20 protein-coding genes are annotated in these 19,667 nt (G+C 68.0%); 13 read left to right on the forward strand and 7 right to left on the reverse strand.

From position 1 onward, the window contains the following. Positions 1 to 31 precede the first annotated feature (31 nt). The 3 genes from OHS03_RS12655 to OHS03_RS12665 are packed head-to-tail and all read left to right on the forward strand — an operon-like array spanning position 32 to position 2,711. Positions 32 to 334: a hypothetical protein gene (locus tag OHS03_RS12655; RefSeq protein WP_328662906.1), complete on the forward strand. Its 303-nt coding sequence runs from the start codon at positions 32 to 34 to the stop codon at positions 332 to 334. Then, on the forward strand, positions 334 to 1,467 hold the full coding sequence (locus OHS03_RS12660) for an acyl-CoA dehydrogenase family protein (RefSeq protein ID WP_328662907.1): 1,134 nt from the start codon (positions 334 to 336) through the stop codon (positions 1,465 to 1,467). Before OHS03_RS12655 ends, OHS03_RS12660 begins: the two co-directional genes overlap by 1 nt. Beyond that, positions 1,464 to 2,711, forward strand: a complete 1,248-nt coding sequence (locus tag OHS03_RS12665) for an acyl-CoA dehydrogenase family protein (RefSeq protein ID WP_328662908.1) — start codon at positions 1,464 to 1,466, stop codon at positions 2,709 to 2,711. The genes OHS03_RS12660 and OHS03_RS12665 overlap by 4 nt, the downstream gene beginning before the upstream one ends. Before the next feature lie 42 nt (positions 2,712 to 2,753). Here OHS03_RS12665 and OHS03_RS12670 read toward each other — a convergent pair whose 3' ends face one another. Continuing rightward, positions 2,754 to 3,959 (reverse strand): CaiB/BaiF CoA transferase family protein, encoded by a 1,206-nt coding sequence (locus OHS03_RS12670; RefSeq protein ID WP_328662909.1) that lies wholly within the window; start codon positions 3,957 to 3,959, stop codon positions 2,754 to 2,756. Beyond that, positions 3,959 to 5,476: an aldehyde dehydrogenase family protein gene (locus OHS03_RS12675; RefSeq protein WP_328662910.1), complete on the reverse strand. Its 1,518-nt coding sequence runs from the start codon at positions 5,474 to 5,476 to the stop codon at positions 3,959 to 3,961. The genes OHS03_RS12670 and OHS03_RS12675 overlap by 1 nt, the downstream gene beginning before the upstream one ends. A 198-nt stretch (positions 5,477 to 5,674) precedes the next feature. Between OHS03_RS12675 and OHS03_RS12680 the strand changes: the two genes are divergently transcribed. From OHS03_RS12680 to OHS03_RS12725, 10 genes are all read left to right on the forward strand, one after another. Continuing rightward, complete coding sequence (locus OHS03_RS12680; RefSeq protein ID WP_328662911.1) at positions 5,675 to 6,481, forward strand: TauD/TfdA dioxygenase family protein; 807 nt, start codon at positions 5,675 to 5,677, stop codon at positions 6,479 to 6,481. Beyond that, positions 6,478 to 7,182 (forward strand): SDR family NAD(P)-dependent oxidoreductase, encoded by a 705-nt coding sequence (locus OHS03_RS12685; RefSeq protein WP_062981423.1) that lies wholly within the window; start codon positions 6,478 to 6,480, stop codon positions 7,180 to 7,182. The genes OHS03_RS12680 and OHS03_RS12685 overlap by 4 nt, the downstream gene beginning before the upstream one ends. Before the next feature lie 65 nt (positions 7,183 to 7,247). After that, a complete protein-coding gene (locus tag OHS03_RS12690) occupies positions 7,248 to 8,108 on the forward strand; it encodes a mycofactocin-coupled SDR family oxidoreductase (RefSeq protein WP_056809098.1) in 861 nt (286 codons plus the stop codon). Positions 8,109 to 8,122: 14 nt separating this feature from the next. Next, complete coding sequence (locus tag OHS03_RS12695) at positions 8,123 to 8,314, forward strand: ferredoxin (protein WP_056809101.1); 192 nt, start codon at positions 8,123 to 8,125, stop codon at positions 8,312 to 8,314. A gap of 12 nt (positions 8,315 to 8,326) precedes the next feature. Further along, positions 8,327 to 9,688: a cytochrome P450 gene (locus tag OHS03_RS12700; RefSeq protein WP_328662912.1), complete on the forward strand. Its 1,362-nt coding sequence runs from the start codon at positions 8,327 to 8,329 to the stop codon at positions 9,686 to 9,688. 8 nt (positions 9,689 to 9,696) lie between these two features. Continuing rightward, complete coding sequence (locus OHS03_RS12705; protein WP_328662913.1) at positions 9,697 to 11,355, forward strand: thiolase C-terminal domain-containing protein; 1,659 nt, start codon at positions 9,697 to 9,699, stop codon at positions 11,353 to 11,355. Between the two features lie 39 nt (positions 11,356 to 11,394). After that, complete coding sequence (locus OHS03_RS12710) at positions 11,395 to 11,898, forward strand: DoxX family protein (protein WP_056809107.1); 504 nt, start codon at positions 11,395 to 11,397, stop codon at positions 11,896 to 11,898. Between the two features lie 28 nt (positions 11,899 to 11,926). Then, positions 11,927 to 12,739, forward strand: a complete 813-nt coding sequence (locus OHS03_RS12715) for an NAD(P)-dependent oxidoreductase (protein WP_328662914.1) — start codon at positions 11,927 to 11,929, stop codon at positions 12,737 to 12,739. Further along, the gene (locus tag OHS03_RS12720; RefSeq protein WP_328662915.1) at positions 12,736 to 13,557 is read left to right on the forward strand and encodes an NAD(P)-binding domain-containing protein; all 822 of its coding nucleotides are present in this window, start codon (positions 12,736 to 12,738) and stop codon (positions 13,555 to 13,557) included. Before OHS03_RS12715 ends, OHS03_RS12720 begins: the two co-directional genes overlap by 4 nt. Next, the gene (locus tag OHS03_RS12725; RefSeq protein ID WP_328662916.1) at positions 13,554 to 14,327 is read left to right on the forward strand and encodes an enoyl-CoA hydratase/isomerase family protein; all 774 of its coding nucleotides are present in this window, start codon (positions 13,554 to 13,556) and stop codon (positions 14,325 to 14,327) included. Before OHS03_RS12720 ends, OHS03_RS12725 begins: the two co-directional genes overlap by 4 nt. A 42-nt stretch (positions 14,328 to 14,369) precedes the next feature. Here the strand turns inward: OHS03_RS12725 and OHS03_RS12730 are convergent, their stop codons facing one another. From OHS03_RS12730 to OHS03_RS12750, 5 genes are read right to left on the reverse strand one after another with little or no spacing between them, the layout of a single operon-like run. Continuing rightward, the gene (locus OHS03_RS12730) at positions 14,370 to 14,741 is read right to left on the reverse strand and encodes a hypothetical protein (protein WP_328662917.1); all 372 of its coding nucleotides are present in this window, start codon (positions 14,739 to 14,741) and stop codon (positions 14,370 to 14,372) included. After that, positions 14,741 to 15,445: an ABC transporter ATP-binding protein gene (locus OHS03_RS12735; RefSeq protein ID WP_328662918.1), complete on the reverse strand. Its 705-nt coding sequence runs from the start codon at positions 15,443 to 15,445 to the stop codon at positions 14,741 to 14,743. The genes OHS03_RS12730 and OHS03_RS12735 overlap by 1 nt, the downstream gene beginning before the upstream one ends. Then, positions 15,442 to 16,155 (reverse strand): ABC transporter ATP-binding protein, encoded by a 714-nt coding sequence (locus OHS03_RS12740; RefSeq protein ID WP_328662919.1) that lies wholly within the window; start codon positions 16,153 to 16,155, stop codon positions 15,442 to 15,444. Before OHS03_RS12740 ends, OHS03_RS12735 begins: the two co-directional genes overlap by 4 nt. Continuing rightward, positions 16,133 to 18,253: a branched-chain amino acid ABC transporter permease gene (locus OHS03_RS12745; RefSeq protein ID WP_328662920.1), complete on the reverse strand. Its 2,121-nt coding sequence runs from the start codon at positions 18,251 to 18,253 to the stop codon at positions 16,133 to 16,135. The genes OHS03_RS12740 and OHS03_RS12745 overlap by 23 nt, the downstream gene beginning before the upstream one ends. Next, on the reverse strand, positions 18,253 to 19,629 hold the full coding sequence (locus tag OHS03_RS12750; protein WP_328662921.1) for an ABC transporter substrate-binding protein: 1,377 nt from the start codon (positions 19,627 to 19,629) through the stop codon (positions 18,253 to 18,255). The genes OHS03_RS12745 and OHS03_RS12750 overlap by 1 nt, the downstream gene beginning before the upstream one ends. Between the last annotated feature and the right edge of the window lie 38 nt (positions 19,630 to 19,667).

The following is a 19,667-nucleotide window of genomic DNA, read 5'->3' on the forward strand; positions in this document are numbered from 1 at the left end:
CGAACCAAACGAACAACCGAAGGACATTGCCATGCACCTGATCGTTTTCTCCAGTCCGCGCGCGGGCATGGACGAGGAATACAACACCTGGTACACCGAGGTCCACATCCCCGACATGCTGGAGATACCCGGGGTCAAGTCCTGCAACCGATTTCGTGCCCAACCGGTCGGCGGGCAGCCCCCGGAATTCGCCTATCTGGCCGACTACGATATCGACGGCGACGCCGGTCCGGTGCTGAAGGAAATCCAAGCCCGCTCCGCTGACGGGCGCATCCAGCTCAGCCCGTCCATCGACCCGGCAGCCATGAAAGTGACTGTCTGGGAATCACTCTGATGGACTTCGAGCTCTCCGGTGACCAGCGGCTGTTCCGCTCGACCACCCGCGAATTCCTCGCGAAATCCGTTCCCCTCGACGTCGTGCGCGGCCTCGCCGCGTCCGGCGTCGGGTTCGACCGCGAGTGGTGGCGGCAAGGTGCCGAACTGGGTTGGACCGCACCGCTGGTCCCGGAGCGGCTCGGCGGCGGATCGGTTTCGGCGGTGCCGATGGCCGACCTCGCACTGGTCGCGATGGAGTTCGGGCGGGCCTGCGCACCGGGCCCGCTCGTCACCACAAGTGCCGTGTTGACCTCCCTGGTCAGGGAGCAGAACCGATTCGTGGACCTACTCGCCACGGTGCTCAGTGGTGACACCATCGCCGCCTGGGCACATTACGAGCCGGGGCACGGACTGGAGGCCGCGGCGGTCGACACCCTCGCGGTGCCCCAGGGCACCGGCTTCCGGATCTCCGGTGTCAAGGATCGGGTGGAGTGTGGCGATCAAGCCGACGTGTTCCTGGTGTCTGCCCGCGGTCCCGACGGACCGGTCCAGGTCCTGATCGCGGCCGACGCACCGGGTGTCACCGTCATCCCGACCTGGACGCTCGACCTCGTACGCCGCACGGCGAAGGTCTCCTTCGTCGACGTCGTGGTCGGCGACGACGCGGTGGTCCAGCGCTATCCGGGCGAGACCGCCGCGGCACTGGATACCCAGGTACAGGTCGCCGCCGCGCTCACCGCCGCGGAGTCGACCGGCGCGACCGAGCACGCCTTCGAACTGACCGTGCAGTGGATGTCGGACCGCTACACCTTCGGTCGGCAATTGGCGTCCTATCAGGCGCTCAAACATCGTGCGGCAGAACACAAGACCTCACTGGAGGCCTGCTGTGCCACCGCATGGGCCGCTGCCAACGCCTTCCACGGCGACCCGAGCAGAACCGCCGAAGCCGTCAGCGTCGCGAAGTCCTATATCGGCGCTGTCGTCCCCGGCCTGCTCCAGGATTGCGTGCAGATCCACGGCGGTATCGGGGTGACCTGGGAACACGATATCCATCTCTACCTGCGGCGGGTCACCCTCGGGCGCGCGTTGTACGGAACGCCGGAGGAGCATCGGCGTCGCCTCACCGATCTCCTGGACAGGAAGGTCGCATGACCGAACAGAGCACCGCCGATCTCGAGCCCGTCGACGAGTTCCGCGTTCGCGCCCGACGGTGGTTGTCGGACAACCTCACGCCCGCACCACCGAACCAGCACGGAGAGACCAGCAAGTCCGAGGCCTCCTGGCAACGCGCCAAACAGCTGCAACGCGTCCTGTACGACGGTGGCTTCGCGGGGATCTGCTTTCCGAAGGAGTACGGCGGGCTCGGCCTGACGCCCGCGCACCAGCGGGTGTTCAGTGAGGAGTCGCGCGCCTACGAAATGCCGCTGGCACTCAACATCCCGACCCTGACCATCTGCGCGCCGACGATTCTGGACATCGGCAGCGAGGAACAGAAGCGCACCCATCTCTCGGCGGTGCTGCGTGGTGAGGAACTGCTCGTGCAATTCCTGTCCGAACCGCGCGGTGGCTCGGACCTGGCCGGGCTGACCACTCGCGCCGAACGCAGGGGCGATACCTGGGTTCTCAACGGCGCCAAGATCTGGAGCTCGGGGGCATACGCCGCCGACTACGGTCTGTGCCTGGCCCGCACCGACTGGGGGGTGCCCAAACACGCCGGGCTCACCATGTTCCTGGTTCCGGTACACGCGCCGGGTGTCACCGTCCAGCGGATCACCCAGGTCGACGGGTCGCAGGAGTTCTGCCAGGAGTTCTTCGACGATGTCGTGCTGCCCGCCGATGCGGTGCTCGGCGAGGTCGACGCGGGCTGGGCGACCGCGAACCGGCTGCTGAGCCACGAGCGCAGCGCTGTCGGAGGCGCGTCGCCCTACGCCAGCGGTGTCCAGACCCACAGTGGGCGCGACGTGTCCGCGCTCGTCGAATTGGCAAGACGGACCGGACAGTTGGACGATCCTCGGGTCAGGGAGGACATCGGCGAGGCGCGCGCACTGAACATGGTGCACGATCAGCTGATCGCCCGCGTGACCCGCGGCATCGCGGCCGGGGCGCTCGTGCCTGCGGCCGGATCGATGGTCCGCCTGTTCAGCGCCCAGAATTCGTGGCTGCAAGCCGATATGGCGGTGCGGATCGCGGGCGCCGCGGCCGCCACCGGTGCCGACGTCGAGGACGCCGGAGCCGGCCGGGCCGGACAGGACTACCTGATGCGGCAGGCGTGGAGTCTGGCCGGCGGCAGCACCGAGATGGCTCGCAACATCATCAGCGAGCGGGTACTCGGCATGCCCCGCGAGGCGGCCGCCGACCGGGGTCTGCCGTTCGATCAGGTCCAGCACGGCCGCTAGACGGCTCCGGCGGCGACCGAACGGCCGCCGCCGGAGATCGCCCTAGGTGATCGCGCCCGCTGTCTTGAGGGCAATGACCCGTTCCCAGTCCAGCCCGAGTTCGAGGAGGATCTCCTCGGTCTGCGCGGCGAACTCGGGGCCGGGGGCCAGCTCGGGCGCGGTGACGTCGAATTGCACCGGGTTGGAGACCAATTCGAGCTCACCGGCTCGTACCAGGTATTCGTTGGCTCGGATCTGCGGGTCGTCGCCGACCTGCAGGCTGTCCTGCACCGGCGCCCACGGTCCGGACAGGGTGGTCAGACGCTGGGTCCACTCGGCGAGGGTTGCGCTCGCGAACGCCTCCCGCAGGATCGCCACGGCCTCCTGCGTATTGGCCGCGATATCCGCGGCGGTGCCGAACCGGGGGTCCGCCGCCAGCTCCGGACGGCCGATGTGACGGCACACGTCGGCCCAGAATTTGGTGGGCTGCAACATCACCAGCGACAGGTAGCGACCGTCCGCCGTGGCGTACAGGCCCGAGAGCGGATTGGTCGGCGCGCCATGGGCGCCCGGCACCGGTGCCACCATCGGCTGCCCGAGATGCGCCGAGAGGGCGATGGTGTGGCCCAGCGCCCACAGGCCGCTGCCGAGCAGCGAGACATCGACCACCGACGGCTCGCCGGTGCGTTCCCGCTTGAGCAGCGCCGCCGCGATGCCACCCGCGAGGTTCGTCCCGGAGATGGTGTCGCCGAAGGCGGGACCCGGGGGCGAGATCATGCCCTCGGTGCCCGGCGGGGTGATGGTGGCGGCGACCGCACCGCGGCACCAGAAGGCGGTCATATCGAACCCGCCCTTGTCCGACTCAGCGCCGCGTGGGCCCAGCGCACTGCCTCGTGCGTAGACGATCTTCGGGTTCACGGCGCGGATGTCGTCCACGTCGATCCCGAATTTCGTGCGCGCCTGGGGCAGAAAGCTGGTGAGGAACACATCCGCACCACGGGCGAGCTCGTGGATCACCTCGCGCCCCTCTGGCACCGACATGTCGACGCCGATGCTGCGTTTGCCCCGATTGGCATGTTCGACATTGGGATTGGGGTCACCGTCGACCCGGAAGCGCCCGATCTGTCGTAGGCCGCGTTGCGGATCGCCAGTGACCGCGTGTTCGACCTTGATGACATCGGCGCCCCAATCGGCCAGCACCGCTCCCGCCGACGGCACGAAGCCGTACATCGCGACCTCGAGAACGCGAATTCCCTCCAGCGGCCGCACTACTCGGCACCGCCCGACGCTTCGCTCAACCCGACGACCGCGGCGTAGGTCTTGCTCTCCAGGAATTCCTCGAGCCCGGCGACCCCGCTCTCCCGGCCGATCCCCGACTGCTTGAAACCACCGAAGGGGGCGTCCGGCGAGAAATAGTTGCCGCCGTTGATGCTGAAGGTACCGCTGCGGATCCGCCGGGCGAGCGCGAGCGCACGGTCGGCATCGGCGCTGAAGATCGCACCGGAGAGTCCGTAGATCGAATTGTTGGCGATGCGCACAGCATCGTCGTCATCGTCGTAGGGAATCACGACCAGCACCGGCCCGAACACCTCTTCCTGGGCGATCTCACTGTCGGGGTCGACACCGGCGAGCAGAGTCGGCGCGTAGAAGAAGCCCGGGTCGACCTTGGTGCCACCGGTGACCAAGGTGGCTCCGGCGGCGACCGCGCGTTCGACCAGGCCGTGCACCTTGTCGCGCTGTTTCGCGCTGATCAACGGCCCCATATACGTTTTCGGGTCACTCGGATCGCCGCTGCTGACCCAGCCGAGATTGGTGGCGACCAGTTCGACGATCTCGTCGTGGCGGTCTCGCGGTACCAGCAGCCGTGAGGTGAGCGCGCAGCCCTGTCCGGCGTGCGTGCAGATGGTGAACGCGGCGAAGACGGCCGTAGTGGCGAAGTCGGCGTCGTCGAGCAGGACCATGGCGGATTTGCCGCCCAGCTCGAGGAAGACCCGCTTGAGCGATTCACTCGCCGCCGCCATGATCTGGCGCCCGACCGGGGTGGAGCCGGTGAAGGTGATCAGGTCCACGTCGGGATGGGTGGTCATCAGTTTGCCGACCGCGACATCGGCGGCCGACAACACGTTCACCACGCCGGGCGGGATGTCGGTGTGCTCGGCGATCAGTTCACCGAGCGCGAGCGTGGCCAAGGGGGTGTCGGGAGCGGCCTTGAGCACGACCGTGCAGCCGGCGGCCAGGGCGGGCATGAGTTTGGCCAGGGCGAGCTGGTGTGGGTAGTTGTAGGCCACGATCGCCGAAACGACTCCGGCCGGTTCCTTTTCGATCCAGCGCCGGTGGCGCTCACCACGGATCTCGAGCTCGCCGAGTTCCTCGGTCAACGAGTACGCGGGCAGGAGATCGGCGTAGTAGCGAGCGATCTCGATCGGGAAGTCGAGTTGGTTGCCGTGGGTGAGGCGCCGGGTGGCGCCGACCTCGGCGATGGTCAGTTCGCGCAGGTCCTCCACGTTGTCGAGCAGTGCCCGATGGAGTTGGTCGAGGCAGCGGGCCCTGAACGCGGCATCGGTCGACCAACTGGTGGTGTCGAAGGCTCGACGGGCGGCGGCGATGGCCGCCTCGGTCTGTTCGAGCGTGGCTTCGGGCGCGTAGCCGTACACCTCGCCGGTCGCGGGATCGAGCGAGGCGAACGTGTGTTCCGCCTCGACCAGCTGTCCGTCTATCAGCAACCGCTTGGTGACTGCCGTGGTCGGCGCCGACGCGCCGACCGAGTCCGTGTCCTGGGATGACATCCCGTCTCCTCGCTGAGCGTTGGAAATGTGATTCTCACTTCAAGAGAACAATATATCCATACACCTCGGCGCGTATCAGCCGAATGCCGCGACCCACACCCCGATCAGCAGCACGCCCTTCGCAAAAAGGGCGATATCAGGCCTTGCGAAGGAACTCTCAGCGAGAGTACGGTTCTCGCAACTGGAAGGGAGATTCTTGTGATCCACACTACAGCGCTGCGTCCCACGATCGGGGTGGAAGTCACCGGCGTCGCCGATCTGCACGACGACACGGTGATCAGCCGGTGCCTCGAGGCACTGAAATGGCGCGGTGTGCTGGTCGTGCGCGGTCTGCACCTCGACGACGACGCGCAGCTCGCGTTCTGCCGCGAGCTGGGCACGGTGTTGGCCCCCGGCGGCCGGGAGATCTTCACGATCACTCTCGATCCCGCGAAGAACCGGGCGGCCAAATACCTGGAGGGCACGTTCTTCTGGCACATCGACGACACCACCAACGAGGTGCCGGCCAAGGCCACCGTGCTCACCGCGCGCCATGTCGCCATGGAAGGCGGCGGCACCCAGTTCGCCAGCACCTATGCCGCCTACGAGAACCTCCCCGAAGCGGACCGCAAGCGCTACGAGGGGCTGCGGGTGGTGCACAGCTTCGAAGCGTCGCAGCGACTGGTGCACCCGGATCCGACACCCGAACAGGTCGCCGACTGGCGTACCCAGCCCTCCCACGAGACGGCCCTGGTCTGGCAGCGCGCGGACGGCCGCAAGTCCCTGGTGATCGGCGCCACGGCCGATCACATCGTCGGCATGGATCCCGAGGAAGGTCGGGCGCTGCTGGACGAGTTGCTCGACTGGTCGACGCAGGAGCGCTTCGGCTACACCCATGACTGGTCCGTCGGCGACCTGGTGATCTGGGACAACACCGGAATCCTGCACCGAGCGCTGCCCTATCAGGCGTCCTCCGAACGCGAGCTGCACCGGACCACCCTGGCCGGCGAGGAGGCGTGGGCGTGAAAACCGCAGTGGTCACCGGCGGCGGCTCCGGCATCGGACTCGCCATCGCGCAACGACTCAGGGCAGACGGATATCACGTCGCCACCCTCGATCTGCGACCGACCGAAACCGAATTCGCTCACGCCGCCGATGTCGCCGATCCCGAGCAGGTCCGCGCCGCGCTCGACGCGGTCCGCACCGCGCTCGGTCCGGTGACGATCCTGGTCAACGCCGCGGGGCTCGACGGCACCGGCCGATTCGTCGATATCGACTTCGCGCAGTGGCAGCGGGTGGTCGACGTCAACCTCAACGGCGTCTACCACTGCATCCAAGCTGTGCTGCCCGACATGCTCGAGGCCAAATGGGGCCGCATCGTCAACATCTCCTCGTCGAGCACGCATTCGGGTCAACCGTTCATGGCGCACTACGTCTCGGCCAAGTCCGCGGTGAACGGGCTGACGAAGTCGTTGGCGCTCGAACTCGGTCCGGTGGGCATCACGGTCAACGCCATCCCGCCCGGCTTCATCGACACCCCGATGCTGCGCAAGGCCGAGTCGGCCAAGTTGCTCGGCGGCACGATCGACGACCACATCCAGCGCACCCCCGTGCGGCGAGTCGGACAACCCGAGGACATCGCCGCCGCGTGCTCGTTCCTGATCTCCGAGAGCGCCGGGTACATCACCGGGCAGATCCTCGGCGTCAACGGCGGACGCAACACCTAGCCGTACCGAACCGAAACGGGCTCACCACCTTCCGGTGGGCACCGCATACATCGAAAGGAATCCCCGTGGGACGCGTCGAGGGCAAGGTCGCCTTTATCACCGGAGCCGCACGAGGCCAGGGCCGCAGTCATGCGGTGCGTTTGGCCGCCGAGGGCGCCGACATCATCGCCGTCGATATCTGTCAGGACATCGACTCCATCGGATACCCGCTGTCGCGTCCGGAGGACCTGGACGAAACGGCCCGACTGGTCGAGAAGTCGGGGCGGCGCATCGTCACCGTCCAGGCCGATGTGCGCGATGCCGCACAGATGCGCGACGCCGTCGCGCACGGGGTGCAGGAGCTGGGCCGCCTCGACATCGTGGTGGCACAAGCCGGAATCGCCGGGATGAAGGGCGAGCCGCAGTGGCAGGCCTGGACCGATGTGCTCGACACCAACCTGACCGGCGTGCTCAACGCCATCCACGCCGGGCTGCCCCATCTCGAAGCCGGCGCTTCGATCATCGCCACCGGCTCCCTCGCCGCGCTGATGGATATCAGCAAGGTGGACCAGCCTGGCAAGGATCCGGGCGGCGTCGCCTACATGGTCGCCAAGCGCGCGCTGTCGATGATCGTGCACGAACTCGCCACCCACATCGCGCCGAAGAAGATCCGCGCCAACGTCATTCACCCGACCAACTGCAACACCCCGATGTTGCAGAGCGAGCCGATGTACCGCTCGTTCCGTCCCGATCTCGAGCATCCGACCCGCGCGGACGCCGAACCCGCCTTCCACACCATGCAAGCCATGCCGGTCCCCTATGTCGAGCCCGAGGACATCAGCGACGCGGTGCTGTTCCTGGCATCCGACGAGTCCCGTTTCATCACCGGCACGCAGTTGCGGGTGGACGCGGGCGGATATCTGAAGTGGTACGACTACCACGCCTGAAAGGAATTCCCGCCGTGAAGGTTCGAGTCGATTCAGAGCGCTGCCAGGGCCACACCCTGTGCGCGATGACCGCTCCCCAATCATTCGAGTTGAGCGAGTTCGACGGCCATTCGTCGCCGGTCAGCGAGGATGTCTCGCCCGACCAGGAGGAGCAGGTGCGCGAAGCAGCTCACTCCTGCCCGGAACGCGCCATCGCTATTTCCTGAGAGGACACCGCCATGAGCGTCAACGATGTGGCGACCGACGAGGCACGCAAGAAACCGAATTTCTCGTTCGATCGATTCGCCCCCGAATACCGCGACGCATTCGTCGCGACCACCGAATCCATGCAGGAGCAGTGCCCGATCGCCTGGACCGACACCCACGACGGGCACTGGGTCGCGGCGGGCAACCGTGAAGTCTTCGAACTCGCACGCTGCCCGCACATCTCCAACGACCACGATACGGCCGGGGTGCGGCGCGGCTACAAAGGCATCTCCATTCCGAAAGCCCCACGGGCCAGCGGGGTTCGGGGCGGCATCCTGGAGATGGACGAGCCCGAGCATCGCGAGGTGCGTTCGGCACTGAACCCCTACCTGTCCCCCGCCGCCGTCGCCCGCTGGATCCCGTTCATCGACGAGATCGTGCGGGCCGCGATCGACGAGAAGATCGAGTCGGGCCGGATCGATTTCGTCGACGAGCTGGCCAATATCGTGCCCGCCGTGCTGACGCTGGGCATGTTGGGTATCCCGCTCGCGAATTGGACGATCTACAACGAGCCGGCCCATGCGTCGGTGTACACCCCGCCGGACTCCCCGGAGTATCCGCGGGTGGCGGAGATGCACCGGACGATGGGAATCGATCTGCTGCAGAATCTGTTCGAGATCCGGGAGAACCCGCGACCCGGCCTGATCGACGCGATCAACAACGCGACGATGAACGGCGAACCGCTTCCCGATATGGAAATGCTCGGCATGCTCGGGCTGCTCATCGGCGGTGGCTTCGACACCACGACCGCGCTCACCGCGCACGCCCTGGAGTGGCTGTCGGAGAACCCGGATCAGCGCGAGACGTTGAGCCGGGATCGAGACGAGCTCCTCGATTCCGCGACCGAGGAATTCCTGCGGTACTACACGCCCGCCCCGGGTGACGGGCGCACGATCGCCGAGGATTGCGAGGTCGTGGGCACCGAGTTCAAGGAAGGCGACCGGGTGTGGCTGTCGTGGGCGATGGCCAATCGTGATCCGGCCGTCTTCGACGACCCGAACGAGGTCATCCTGGACCGACGGCGCAACCGGCACTACAGCTTCGGGCTCGGCGTTCACCGGTGCATCGGTTCGAACGTGGCGCGCACCGTGTTCAAGCGCATGCTGCTCGCCGTTCTCGACCGGATGCCGGACTACCGCTGCGATCCCGAAACCACGGTGCACTACGACACCATCGGAGTCATCCAGGGCATGCGGCATCTTCCGGCGACGTTCACCCCCGGACCACGCCTCGGGCTCGGACTCGACGACACGCTGGTGAAACTGCAGAAGATCTGCGACGAGGAGCAACTCGCGGCACCCGTCACGGCCCACCGGGACACCAGTACACAGTGAGGAACGAGATGTCCGAGGCATCGGGGCGGCCACTGCCCCTGGTGACCGCGGAGAACGAATTCTTCTGGACCGCAGGCGCCGACGGTCGCCTGCGGATCCAGGAGTGCGGTTCTTGCGCGGCCCTGATCCATCCACCGCAGCCGGTGTGCCGGTACTGCCACGGGCACACCCTCGGTGTCCGCGATGTCTCCGGCTTCGCCACACTCATCGGCTTCACCGTCAACCAACGGTTCAGCGTGCCGGGGCTGACCGCGCCGTATGTCGTGGCCCAGGTCGCGGTCGAGGAGGATCCCCGGGTCCGGCTCACCACCAATGTGGTGGGCTGCGATCCGGCCGACCTCGTGCTGGGGATGCGGATGGAGGTCGTCTTCGAACAGGACGCGGACGTGTGGTTGCCGCTGTTCCGGCCCACCGCCGAACAGCCGGAACCCGCGCCCCTGCCCACCGACGAGATCGAGCCGCACCGGTTCGGCGAGCACGTGCGGCCGATGATCGGCCGCGACAAGTTCGAGGACAAGGTCGCCCTCACCGGTATCGGCATGTCGGATATCGGTCGGCGCCTGATGGTTTCGCCGCTGTCGCTGACGATTCAAGCGTGCGAGCGCGCCGTCGCCGATGCCGGTCTCACCATGGCCGACATCGACGGCCTGTCGACCTATCCCGGTGGCGGCAATGTCGGTGGTTTCGGCGAGGGCGGGGTGAGCGCGCTCGAGGCCGCGCTCGGTCTCCGACCGACCTGGTACAACGGCGGTTTCGAGACCTTCGGTCCCGGCGGGTCGGTGATCGCGGCGATGCTGGCCGTCGCCGGCGGTCTGGCCCGGCACGTACTGTGCTTCCGCACCGTGTGGGAGGCGACGTACAACGAGCTGATCCGCACCGGCAAGATCACGCCGACGGGCGGCCGGACCACGAGTTGGATGATGCCCTTCGGCGCCACCTCGGCCGCGCATACGTTGGCGCAGAACGCCCAACGACATTTCCACCGCTACGGCACCACCAGGGAAACGCTGGGCTGGATCGCACTGAACCAACGAGCGAACGCCGAGCTGAATCCTACTGCGGTCTACCGCGATCCACTCACGATGCAGGACTACCTCGAGGCCAGACCGGTCACCACCCCGTTCGGACTCTACGACTGTGACGTGCCCTGTGACGGAGCTGTCGCCGTGCTGGTCTCGGCGATCGACACGACACCGGATCTGGCCAAGCCGCCGGTGCGGGTGGCCGCGGTCGGTACCCAGATCCTCGAACGGATCGAGTGGGACCAGAGCACCCTCACCCATGAACCGCAGGTCCTCGGCCAGGCCGCGCACCTGTGGTCGCGTACCTCACTGCGCCCGGCCGATGTCGATGTCGCCGAACTGTACGACGGATTCACCTTCAACTGCCTGTCCTGGATCGAAGCCCTCGGCTTCTGCGGGATCGGCGAGGCCAAGGACTTCCTCGACGGCGGCAAGAACATCGCCCGCGACGGCCTGCTCCCCCTCAACACCCACGGCGGCCAGCTCTCGCACGGCCGGACCCACGGCATGGGGTTGTTGCACGAGGCGGTCAGCCAGCTGCGCGGGGAGGCCGGTCCGAGACAGGTCACCGGTGCGCGGGTCGCGGTGACCAGCAGCGGTGGTCTGACACCCAGCGGTGTGCTCCTGTTGACCAGCGAGAACTGATTCGATCGAGCCGCGCAGTCGTGGCTCAGGAGGTAACCCATGGATGTCACCGATGTGGCCCCGACCCTGCTGCGGCTGGTCGTCGGCGCCACGATGATCGCGCACGGACTCAATCATTGGCTCGGTGGCGGCCGGATCGCGGGCACGGCCCGCTGGTTCGCCGGCCTCGGCCTGCGCAACGGGGTCTTGCAGGCGTGGGCGAGTGTGCTCACCGAGGTCGGGGCAGGCGTGCTGCTGATCCTCGGCCTCGGTACGCCACTGGCGTGCGCGGCGGTGATCGCGGTGATGCTCGTCGCCGGGTTGCTCGCGCACCGGGCGAACGGATTCTTCGTGTTCAAGGAGGGGTACGAGTACGTGCTCGTCCTGGCGGTGGTGGCGCTGGCGCTGGCCTTCCTCGGACCGGGGCGGCTGTCGATCGACCATGCCGCCGATATCACCGTCACCGGCTGGGCGGGCGGCGGCATCGCCCTCGGCGTAGCCGTCGTGTCGACCGCGGGACTGCTCGCGCTGTTCTGGCGTCCACAGCCCGAACAGACTGCGTGAGCGGCACATTCGAACTGGAGGTGCGCTGATGCGCGTCGGATTCATCGGATTGGGTAGTCAGGGCGCGCCGATGGCGCAGCGGATCGTGGCGGCCGGGTACCGGACCACTCTGTGGGCCCGTAGACCCGCCACGCTCGAGCCTTTCGCCGAGACCACGGCCGAAGTCGCGCACACACCGCGCGCCCTCGCCCAGGCCAGCGACTTGGTCTGCCTGTGCGTGGGCAACGACGCCGACATCCGCGACGTCCTGACCGGCCAGGACGGGGTACTCGGCGGACTGGCTCCGGGCGCGATCGTGGCCGTGCACAGCACGATTCATCCCGACACCTGCCGCGAACTCGCCGACAAGGCCGCGGCACAGGGTGTCACGTTGATCGACGCGGCGGTCAGTGGTGGCGCGCCCGCGGTCGCCCAGGGGCGTCTGCTCGTCATGGTCGGCGGCCCGACCGAAGCGGTCGATCTGTGTCGACCGGTGTTCGGGACCTACGCCGATCCTGTTGTGCACCTGGGCGATATCGGGGCAGGCCAGGTCACCAAACTGCTCAACAATCTGTTGTTCACCGCCAATCTCGCGACCTCGGCGAGCACCCTGGCGCTGGGCCGCGACCTCGGTGTCGACGAGGCCAAGCTCGGCGAGGTGATCGCGCACGGGTCGGCGAACAGTTTCGCCCTCGGCCGCATCCTGGCGGGCACCATGGCCCGGATCGGCGAGCACGCCGGGCACACGTTGCGCAAGGACATCCAGCTACTCGCCGATCTCGCGACCGGGTCCGACGCGGACACCGGGGTGGCGCTGACCGCGGCCGATGCCACGCTGAACCTGATCGGTCACGCTCGGTGACTGCCCTTCGGGTGGGGTTCGTCGGGGTGGGGCGAATGGGCGCTCCGATGGTGCGCCGCCTTGTCGCGGCCGGACACGAGGTGCGCGCGCTCGGGCGGTCCAGCGGGGCGCGCAAGCGGGTGACCGCGTCGGGCGCCGAGCCGGTGTCGTTCACCGCGGCGGTCGGCACCGGGGCCGCCGCGGTCGTGATCTGCGTGTTCACCGATGATCAGGTCCGTGAAGTCTGTCTCGACACTCCGTTGCTGTCGAGCATGCCCGCCGGGTCGGTGCTCATCGTGCACACCACCGGGAGCCCACGAACCATCGAAGATGTCGCCGCGCTGGCCGCTACTCGCGATATCAGCGTCGTGGACGCTCCCATCAGTGGCGGACCACCCGATATCGAGGCGGGCGCCCTCACCCTGTTCGCCGGCGGCACCGAGAAGGCCGTCGCCCGTGCCGGACCCGTGTTGCGATGCTACGGCGACCCGGTGTTGCACGTGGGCCCACTCGGCACGGGGCAGCGGGTGAAGCTGGTCAACAACGCGCTCTTCGCGGCCCAACTCGGCCTGGTCACCGAAGCCGTCCAGTTGGCCGCCCGACTCGGTGTGGACGAATCGACCGTACTCACGGCCCTCCAACACGCCAGCGGGGCCAGCCGCGCCGCCGCGAGCGTCGCGGCCAAGGGCTCGGTGGCCGCGTTCAGCGCCTCGGTCGGCGAATTCATCCGCAAGGACGTCGCCGTGGTGCGCATGCTGGCCGCCGAACTCGGCGCGCCCATGGGCGCACTCGACACCGCCATCGACGCCCAATTCCTCGATTCGGAGCGCAGGCCATGACCTCGGCCGACGGCGCCGAGCTCCTGCTCGGCCGCCACGGCCATGTGATGATCGCGCGCCTGAACCGGCCCGCGTCACGCAATACCTTGACCCGCGCCATGATCGACGGGCTCGGCGCGGCGCTGATCGCCGCCGAAGCCGATCCCACGGTGCGGGCGCTTCTGCTCACCGGGGCCGGAGATCGCGTCTTCTGCGCCGGCACCGATCCCCGAGCCTTCACCGACGGCGCCGAGTTCCTCGCCGGTCCGCGGTACGCCGCGTTCGTCCGACTGGCCATGGGCCGGCCCAGTATTCCTGTGGTCGGTGCGGCCAACGGCACCGCAGTGAGCGGCGGGCTGGAACTGCTGCTCGGCAGCGACGTCATCATCGCCTCGGCCACGGCGAAGTTCGGGTTCCCCGCGACCGGTCGCGGATTGTCCCCTGGCGGCGGCAATGCGCGGGTCGGCACCAAGATCGCGCTCGGCCCCGCCGTGGCGTTGCTGCTCAGCGAGGAACTGATCACCGCGGAGCAGGCGCTCCGGGTCGGGTTGGTCGCCACGGTCACCGCGCCCGATGAGGTCTTCGAGACCGCGGTGGCGCTGGCCGAGACGATGGCCGCCGTGCCGCCGGACCCGGACGCTGTCGACGAACCGGCACGGGTGGCCCGCACCGACACCGCCCGCGACACCCGCAGACTCAGCCATTGGCAGTCGGTGCTCGGCACCGAGTCCGATGCCGATGGCATCCTGTCGTTCCTCGACGAGCGGGAACCCCGCGGGGAGGACCGCTGATCCGGGGGCGCCCCCCACCCCGGGGCGCTCCCGATCAGATCCTCATCGAGCCGCTGCGGCCGTATCGTCGAGTTGAATCCGGTTCTCCGACAGTCGATCCCCGAGCCGGTCGAGGTCGTAGGACTGGCGCGCCATCCAGAAGCGAAGAACACCGGTCAGCGAGTAGCGCACGAACAGTGCGGCGCCGACGACGCTGCCCGCCACTCCGGTGAGCGCCAGCGCCAGCGCGTCGCGCTGGGCGAGCGGATCAGAGGTGTTGTGCGCCAGGAAATAGGCGATCACGGCCAGCGCCGGGCCCGCCACCATCAGGACGGCGCCCAGGCGCAGCCACAGACTGCCCCGGCCCACGGCCGGATCGGGGATCTTCAATTCGGCCAGTTCGCGGGCGAAGCGGTCGGCACGTGTTTCGGTCATCATTGACTTCCTAGGTAGAGGTTGGCCAGTTCGCGGCGGAGTTCGCCGTCGGCGGGCCCCTGGTATTCGATGCGGCCACGCACCAGCACGGCCGCGTGATCGGCGATGTCGAGCACGGCGGCGGCGAACTGCTCGACCACCAGCACCGCCACGCCTTGCCGAGCGATCTCGGCGACCTGCTCGTAGAGTCGCTCGACCACCAACGGGGCCAAGCCCATGGACAGTTCGTCGAGCAGCAGCACGGCGGGATCGGTGGCCAATCCTCTGGCAAGGGCGAGCATCTGCTGTTCGCCGCCCGACATCGTGCCGGCGATCTGATCGGCGCGCTCGGCGAGAATCGGGAATCGGCTGAACGCCACCTCCTCGATCTCGGCGTGGGTCTTGCCGGTGAAAGTCATCATCAGCAGGTTGTCGCTCACCGACAGGTTGGGGAACACGCCGCGGCCCTCGGGGATCAGGCAGACCCCGGTGGCGGCGAGATCGCGAGGGTCGGCCCCGGTGACGTCTCGGCCGCCGAGCACGAGTCGGCCGGTCGTGACCGCGTGCACCCCGGCCGCGACGCGCAACGTGGTCGTCTTGCCCGCACCGTTGGGCCCGAGCAACGCGACGACCTCGCCCGCGGCGACCCGCAGGTCGAGCCCGTGCAGCACGGTGATCGCATCGTAAGCCGCACGGACACCGTGTAGTTCGAGTGCGAAGGTCATCCTTCTCCTAGGTAGGCGGCGAGTACGGCGGCGTCACGGCGGATCACCTCGGGCGGACCGGAGCTGATGATCTTGCCGAGGTCGAGCACGTAGAGCTGATCGCAGACGTTCATGACCAGGCCCATGTCGTGCTCCACGAGCAGAACCGCGACACCGTCGTCGGCCAGCGACCGCAACAGCGCGGCGAACCGCTCGGTTTCGGTGTGGTCGAGGCCGGCTGCCGGCTCGTCGAGCAGGACCACGCTGGGCCGGGCCGCCATCGCCCGGCCCACCTCGACCAGCCGACCGGTGCCGGTCGGCAGCTCGTCGGCGGTGGTGTCGGCGACCTCGTCCAGGCCGAGCCTGCCGAGAAGTTCGTCGACGATCCCGGCGGCGGCGCGCCGATGTCGTCCGAGCTCGGCGGCGACCAGTAGATTGTCGCGAACGCTCAAGCGCCCGAACAGTTCCAGCCGCTGAAAGGTCCGTGCCAGCCCGTGCCCGGCCCGGCGGGCGGGCCCGAGCCGGGTGACATTGCGGCCGTTCATCGTGACCCGGCCGGTCACCGGTCGCCGCAACCCGCAGATCACGTCGAACAGGGTGCTCTTGCCCGCGCCGTTGGGACCGATCAGGCCGGTCACCCGGCCCGCCTCGGCGCACAACCCGGCCCGGTCGAGGGCGCGGTGACCACCGAAGGTCACCGAGACGTCCTCAACTTCGAGTAGTGATGCCACGATCGAGCATCTCCTTGTCTGCTGTGGTCCACGGCCGTTCGATGCCGAGCCATTCGACCGGCACCTGCGCGGGCGTGGGCGGACGGTTACGCCGATTCGCCCAGCGCGGCACGACGATGGCGGCGATCAGCGCGCCGGCGGTGAACACGTAGCCGTTGACGACGTCGCCCACGCGCAGCGCCCACAGCAGGGCCAGGCCACCGATCAGCACCGCCATCGCGACTCGATCACGCAGTGCCGCAGCCCATTCGCGGCGCATATGCGCCAACGCACCCTGGCCGAGGAACCCACCACTGAACGCGATGCCACCCAGCGCGGGCAACACGTGGACGAGGTTCGTCAGCGCCGGGAACAGCACCGGAATCGCGTTGAGCGGTCCCGAATAGACGGCGCCGGTGAACAAACCGCTGCCGACCGCGCCGAGCCCGGCGATCACCACGATCAAGAAGATCGGCAGGCCGGCGACGAATCCGAACTGTTCGGCGGTCACCGACCGCAACTGCATACCGTAGAGCGCCCCGCCGAGACCGGCGATAGCCGCCGACAGCGAGAACACCAGCATCTTGGCCGCCAGCAGGTTCCCTCCGAGAGTGGCGTAGGCGGCCTCGCTGTCGCGCAGGGCGATCAACCGTCTGCCGAGTCGGCTGCGGCGCAGCATCGCCACCCCGAATCCGGCCAGCCCGAGCACGACGGCGGCGAAGACGGTCACCTGCGCGGTACTGGTCAACTGGATCCCGAACAGGCTGGGGCCGACCAGATCCACCGATCCTTGATCGAACAGGGCGATCCGCACGCCGAACACCTCGAACGACGGCAGGGTGAAGATCCAGCGGTCGAGCACGACCGCGAACGCGGCCGTGCCGAGCGCGAGATACACCCCGGACAACCGCAGCGCAGGCAATGCGATCAGCGCGCCGACGGCGCCCGCGATCGCCATGGCGGCGAGCAACGCCCACCATTGCCCGTCGGCCCCCAGATGCGCGTAGGCGACCGCGCCGATCCCGGCGATGCTCAGCTGACACAGCGAGATCTGGCCCGCGAAACCGGCGAGCGGGACGAACGACAGCGCGATCACCCCGAAGGCGAAGATCAGGCCGTAGGTGATCAGATCCGCTTCGCTGAGCACAGTGGCGAGCATGACCCCGACCACCGCGACGACGACCGCGAACACAGCCGAACCACGCACGGTCGGCAGCGGCACGGGGCTCAACCGCCGATCACGCCCACGCAACCGCCCGTGCGGGAACAACAGCAGCGCGACGAGCAGCAGCAGCGCGGGCGCGGCCAACCGCAGTCCGGGCAGATACTCGTTCTGCGGCAGGTACCCGGTGAGGTAGCTCTCCAGACAACCGACGACGACCGCACCGAGAAACGTCATCGGCAGACTGCGCAGCCGTCCGAAGATCGCCGCGCTGTAGGCGCTGACGATCAGCAACGACAGCTGCGCCGCGTCCAGGGCCACCATCGGCGCGATGAGGATGCCGCCGACGGCCGCCAACTCGATGCCGAGCATCCAGGCCACCCGGTTGGCGCGCTGCGGGTCGGCGCCGGTGAGCCCGACCAGGGCCCGATCGTCGACGGTGGCCCGCATTTCCGCGCCGGTTCTGGTCCGGTACAGCAGAATGCGCAGTGCGACGGCCACGGCCACCGCGACGACCATGGTCAACGCCTGATGCCAGGTGATGGTCACCGATCCCAGGTGCAGCGGTCGTTGCTCGGCGAAGAACCGCGGCAGGGTGCGCGCCACGTCCGGATTCCAGATCCAGCGCGCGGTGAGCATCAGGCCGCTGAGCAACGCCACCGTCATGACCAGCTTCTCGGCATCGCCGAGCCCCTGGGTCGGCGCCAGCGCCTGCGCGAACGCCAACCCGAACAGTGGCGCGAACACCAGTAGCACCAGGGCCACCGAGATCGGCGTCGGCACGCCCCAGCCCACCGTGAACTGCCAGTACACGAAGGCCGACATCATGCCCGCCGCGCCGTGCGCGAAGTTGAAGACACCGGTCGTGGTGAAGGTCAGGACCAGGCCGCTACCGATGATGGCGTAGATCGCGGCGGTACTGAGCCCGACGATGCCGAAAGCGATGAACTGCTCCATTATTTGACGTCGCTCATGCTCTTGCCGACGTCGGCCAATGTCAGCGGGCGGCCGTACTCCTTGGTGTAGACGTAGGGCTTCATGTCGCAGCGGAACGGGCCGGTGTCGGGCTTGAAGTCCGCGATCGTCCAGCCCTGCGCGGTCGCCTTCATCACGTTGAAGCACTTGGGCGGCACGGTGTGGGTCGACATGTCGGCGGGAGCCTGCAAACCGCCCGCGGTCCACGCGGTCTCCTTGCGCGCGGTCTCCACGACGCAGGTGCGGGTGAGGTTGTCACCGCAGCTCGAAGCCGCCTTCGCGAACAACAGCCACTGGATCAGCGAGCGCAGCCCGTTGTAGGTCAGTTTCCCGTCGGGTGCGTACCGGGCGTACAAATCCTTCGCCCGCTGCACCGCGGGGGCACTGTCGGCGGACTCCAGCGGCACCGTCCCCGACAGGTCGGCGAAGTTGTTCTGGGCGGACAGGGACGTGCGGGCGAGTTCGAGGAACGCGGGGGTGTAGGCGTTGCTGGTGACGTCGACCCAGTCCAGCTTGTAGTCCATGCTGGTGAGCACATCCTCGAGCTTGGCGAGGCTGCGGAAGTCGCCGAGGAAGATCAGACCCTTCACGCCCTTGGCCTTGATGGACTGTGCGTAGGGCGTCCAATCCGAGACGCCGGCCGCCGGGTAGAGGTCGTTGTAGATCAGGGTCGCGCCCTCGGCGGGCAGCGACTCCCCGTATCGATCCGCCATGGATTTCACCACCGGCGAGTCGGCCACGACGATGCCGACAGCGGCCGCCGACGCCGGGTACGCCTCTTTGAACAGCCACTGATGCATGCCCGCGTAGGTGTCGTAGGGGCGCGCGGAGGAAGCGCCGGACCCCACTTGGAGATCCGAACCGGTGTTCTCGGCCTGACTCACCTGTGAGGGGAACTCGGGCAGCGTGCAGGAGAGCCGATCTTTGACCCCGAGGGAATCGAGTGCGGCGGAGCCACCGACCAGCGCGAAGTCCTCGCGGCAGGCTTCCAGCATCCGCTGGCGGACCTCGAGCAGTTTCGCGTCACGGATGTTGAAAGCCAGCTTGCGACCGTTGATTCCGCCGTTGTCGTTGCACCAGGAGGTGAAGACCTTGGCGGCATCGACCAGTTCGGGGTTCTTGGTGAAGCCCATGTCGGTGAACACACCGACTTCGATCTGCTGCGGCGTCACCCCCTGCGCGGGCGAACTCGTCGACGCGCCGGACTGACAGACGCCGGTCAGATCACCGAACTCGCTCGTCACCGCCTTGCCGCCCGGTGCCGCGGTCTCTTCGACGCCACTGCCGGTGCGGCCGCTACAGCCCGCCACCAACAACGTAGTCGCCATCAAGGCGACGAATATTCGCTGCGATCTCACCGATGTCCTCCTGACACAAGCTCGGCGGCCGAGCCCTG

The sequence above is a fragment of the Nocardia salmonicida genome, from assembly GCF_036142455.1.
Taxonomy (GTDB): domain Bacteria; phylum Actinomycetota; class Actinomycetes; order Mycobacteriales; family Mycobacteriaceae; genus Nocardia; species Nocardia salmonicida.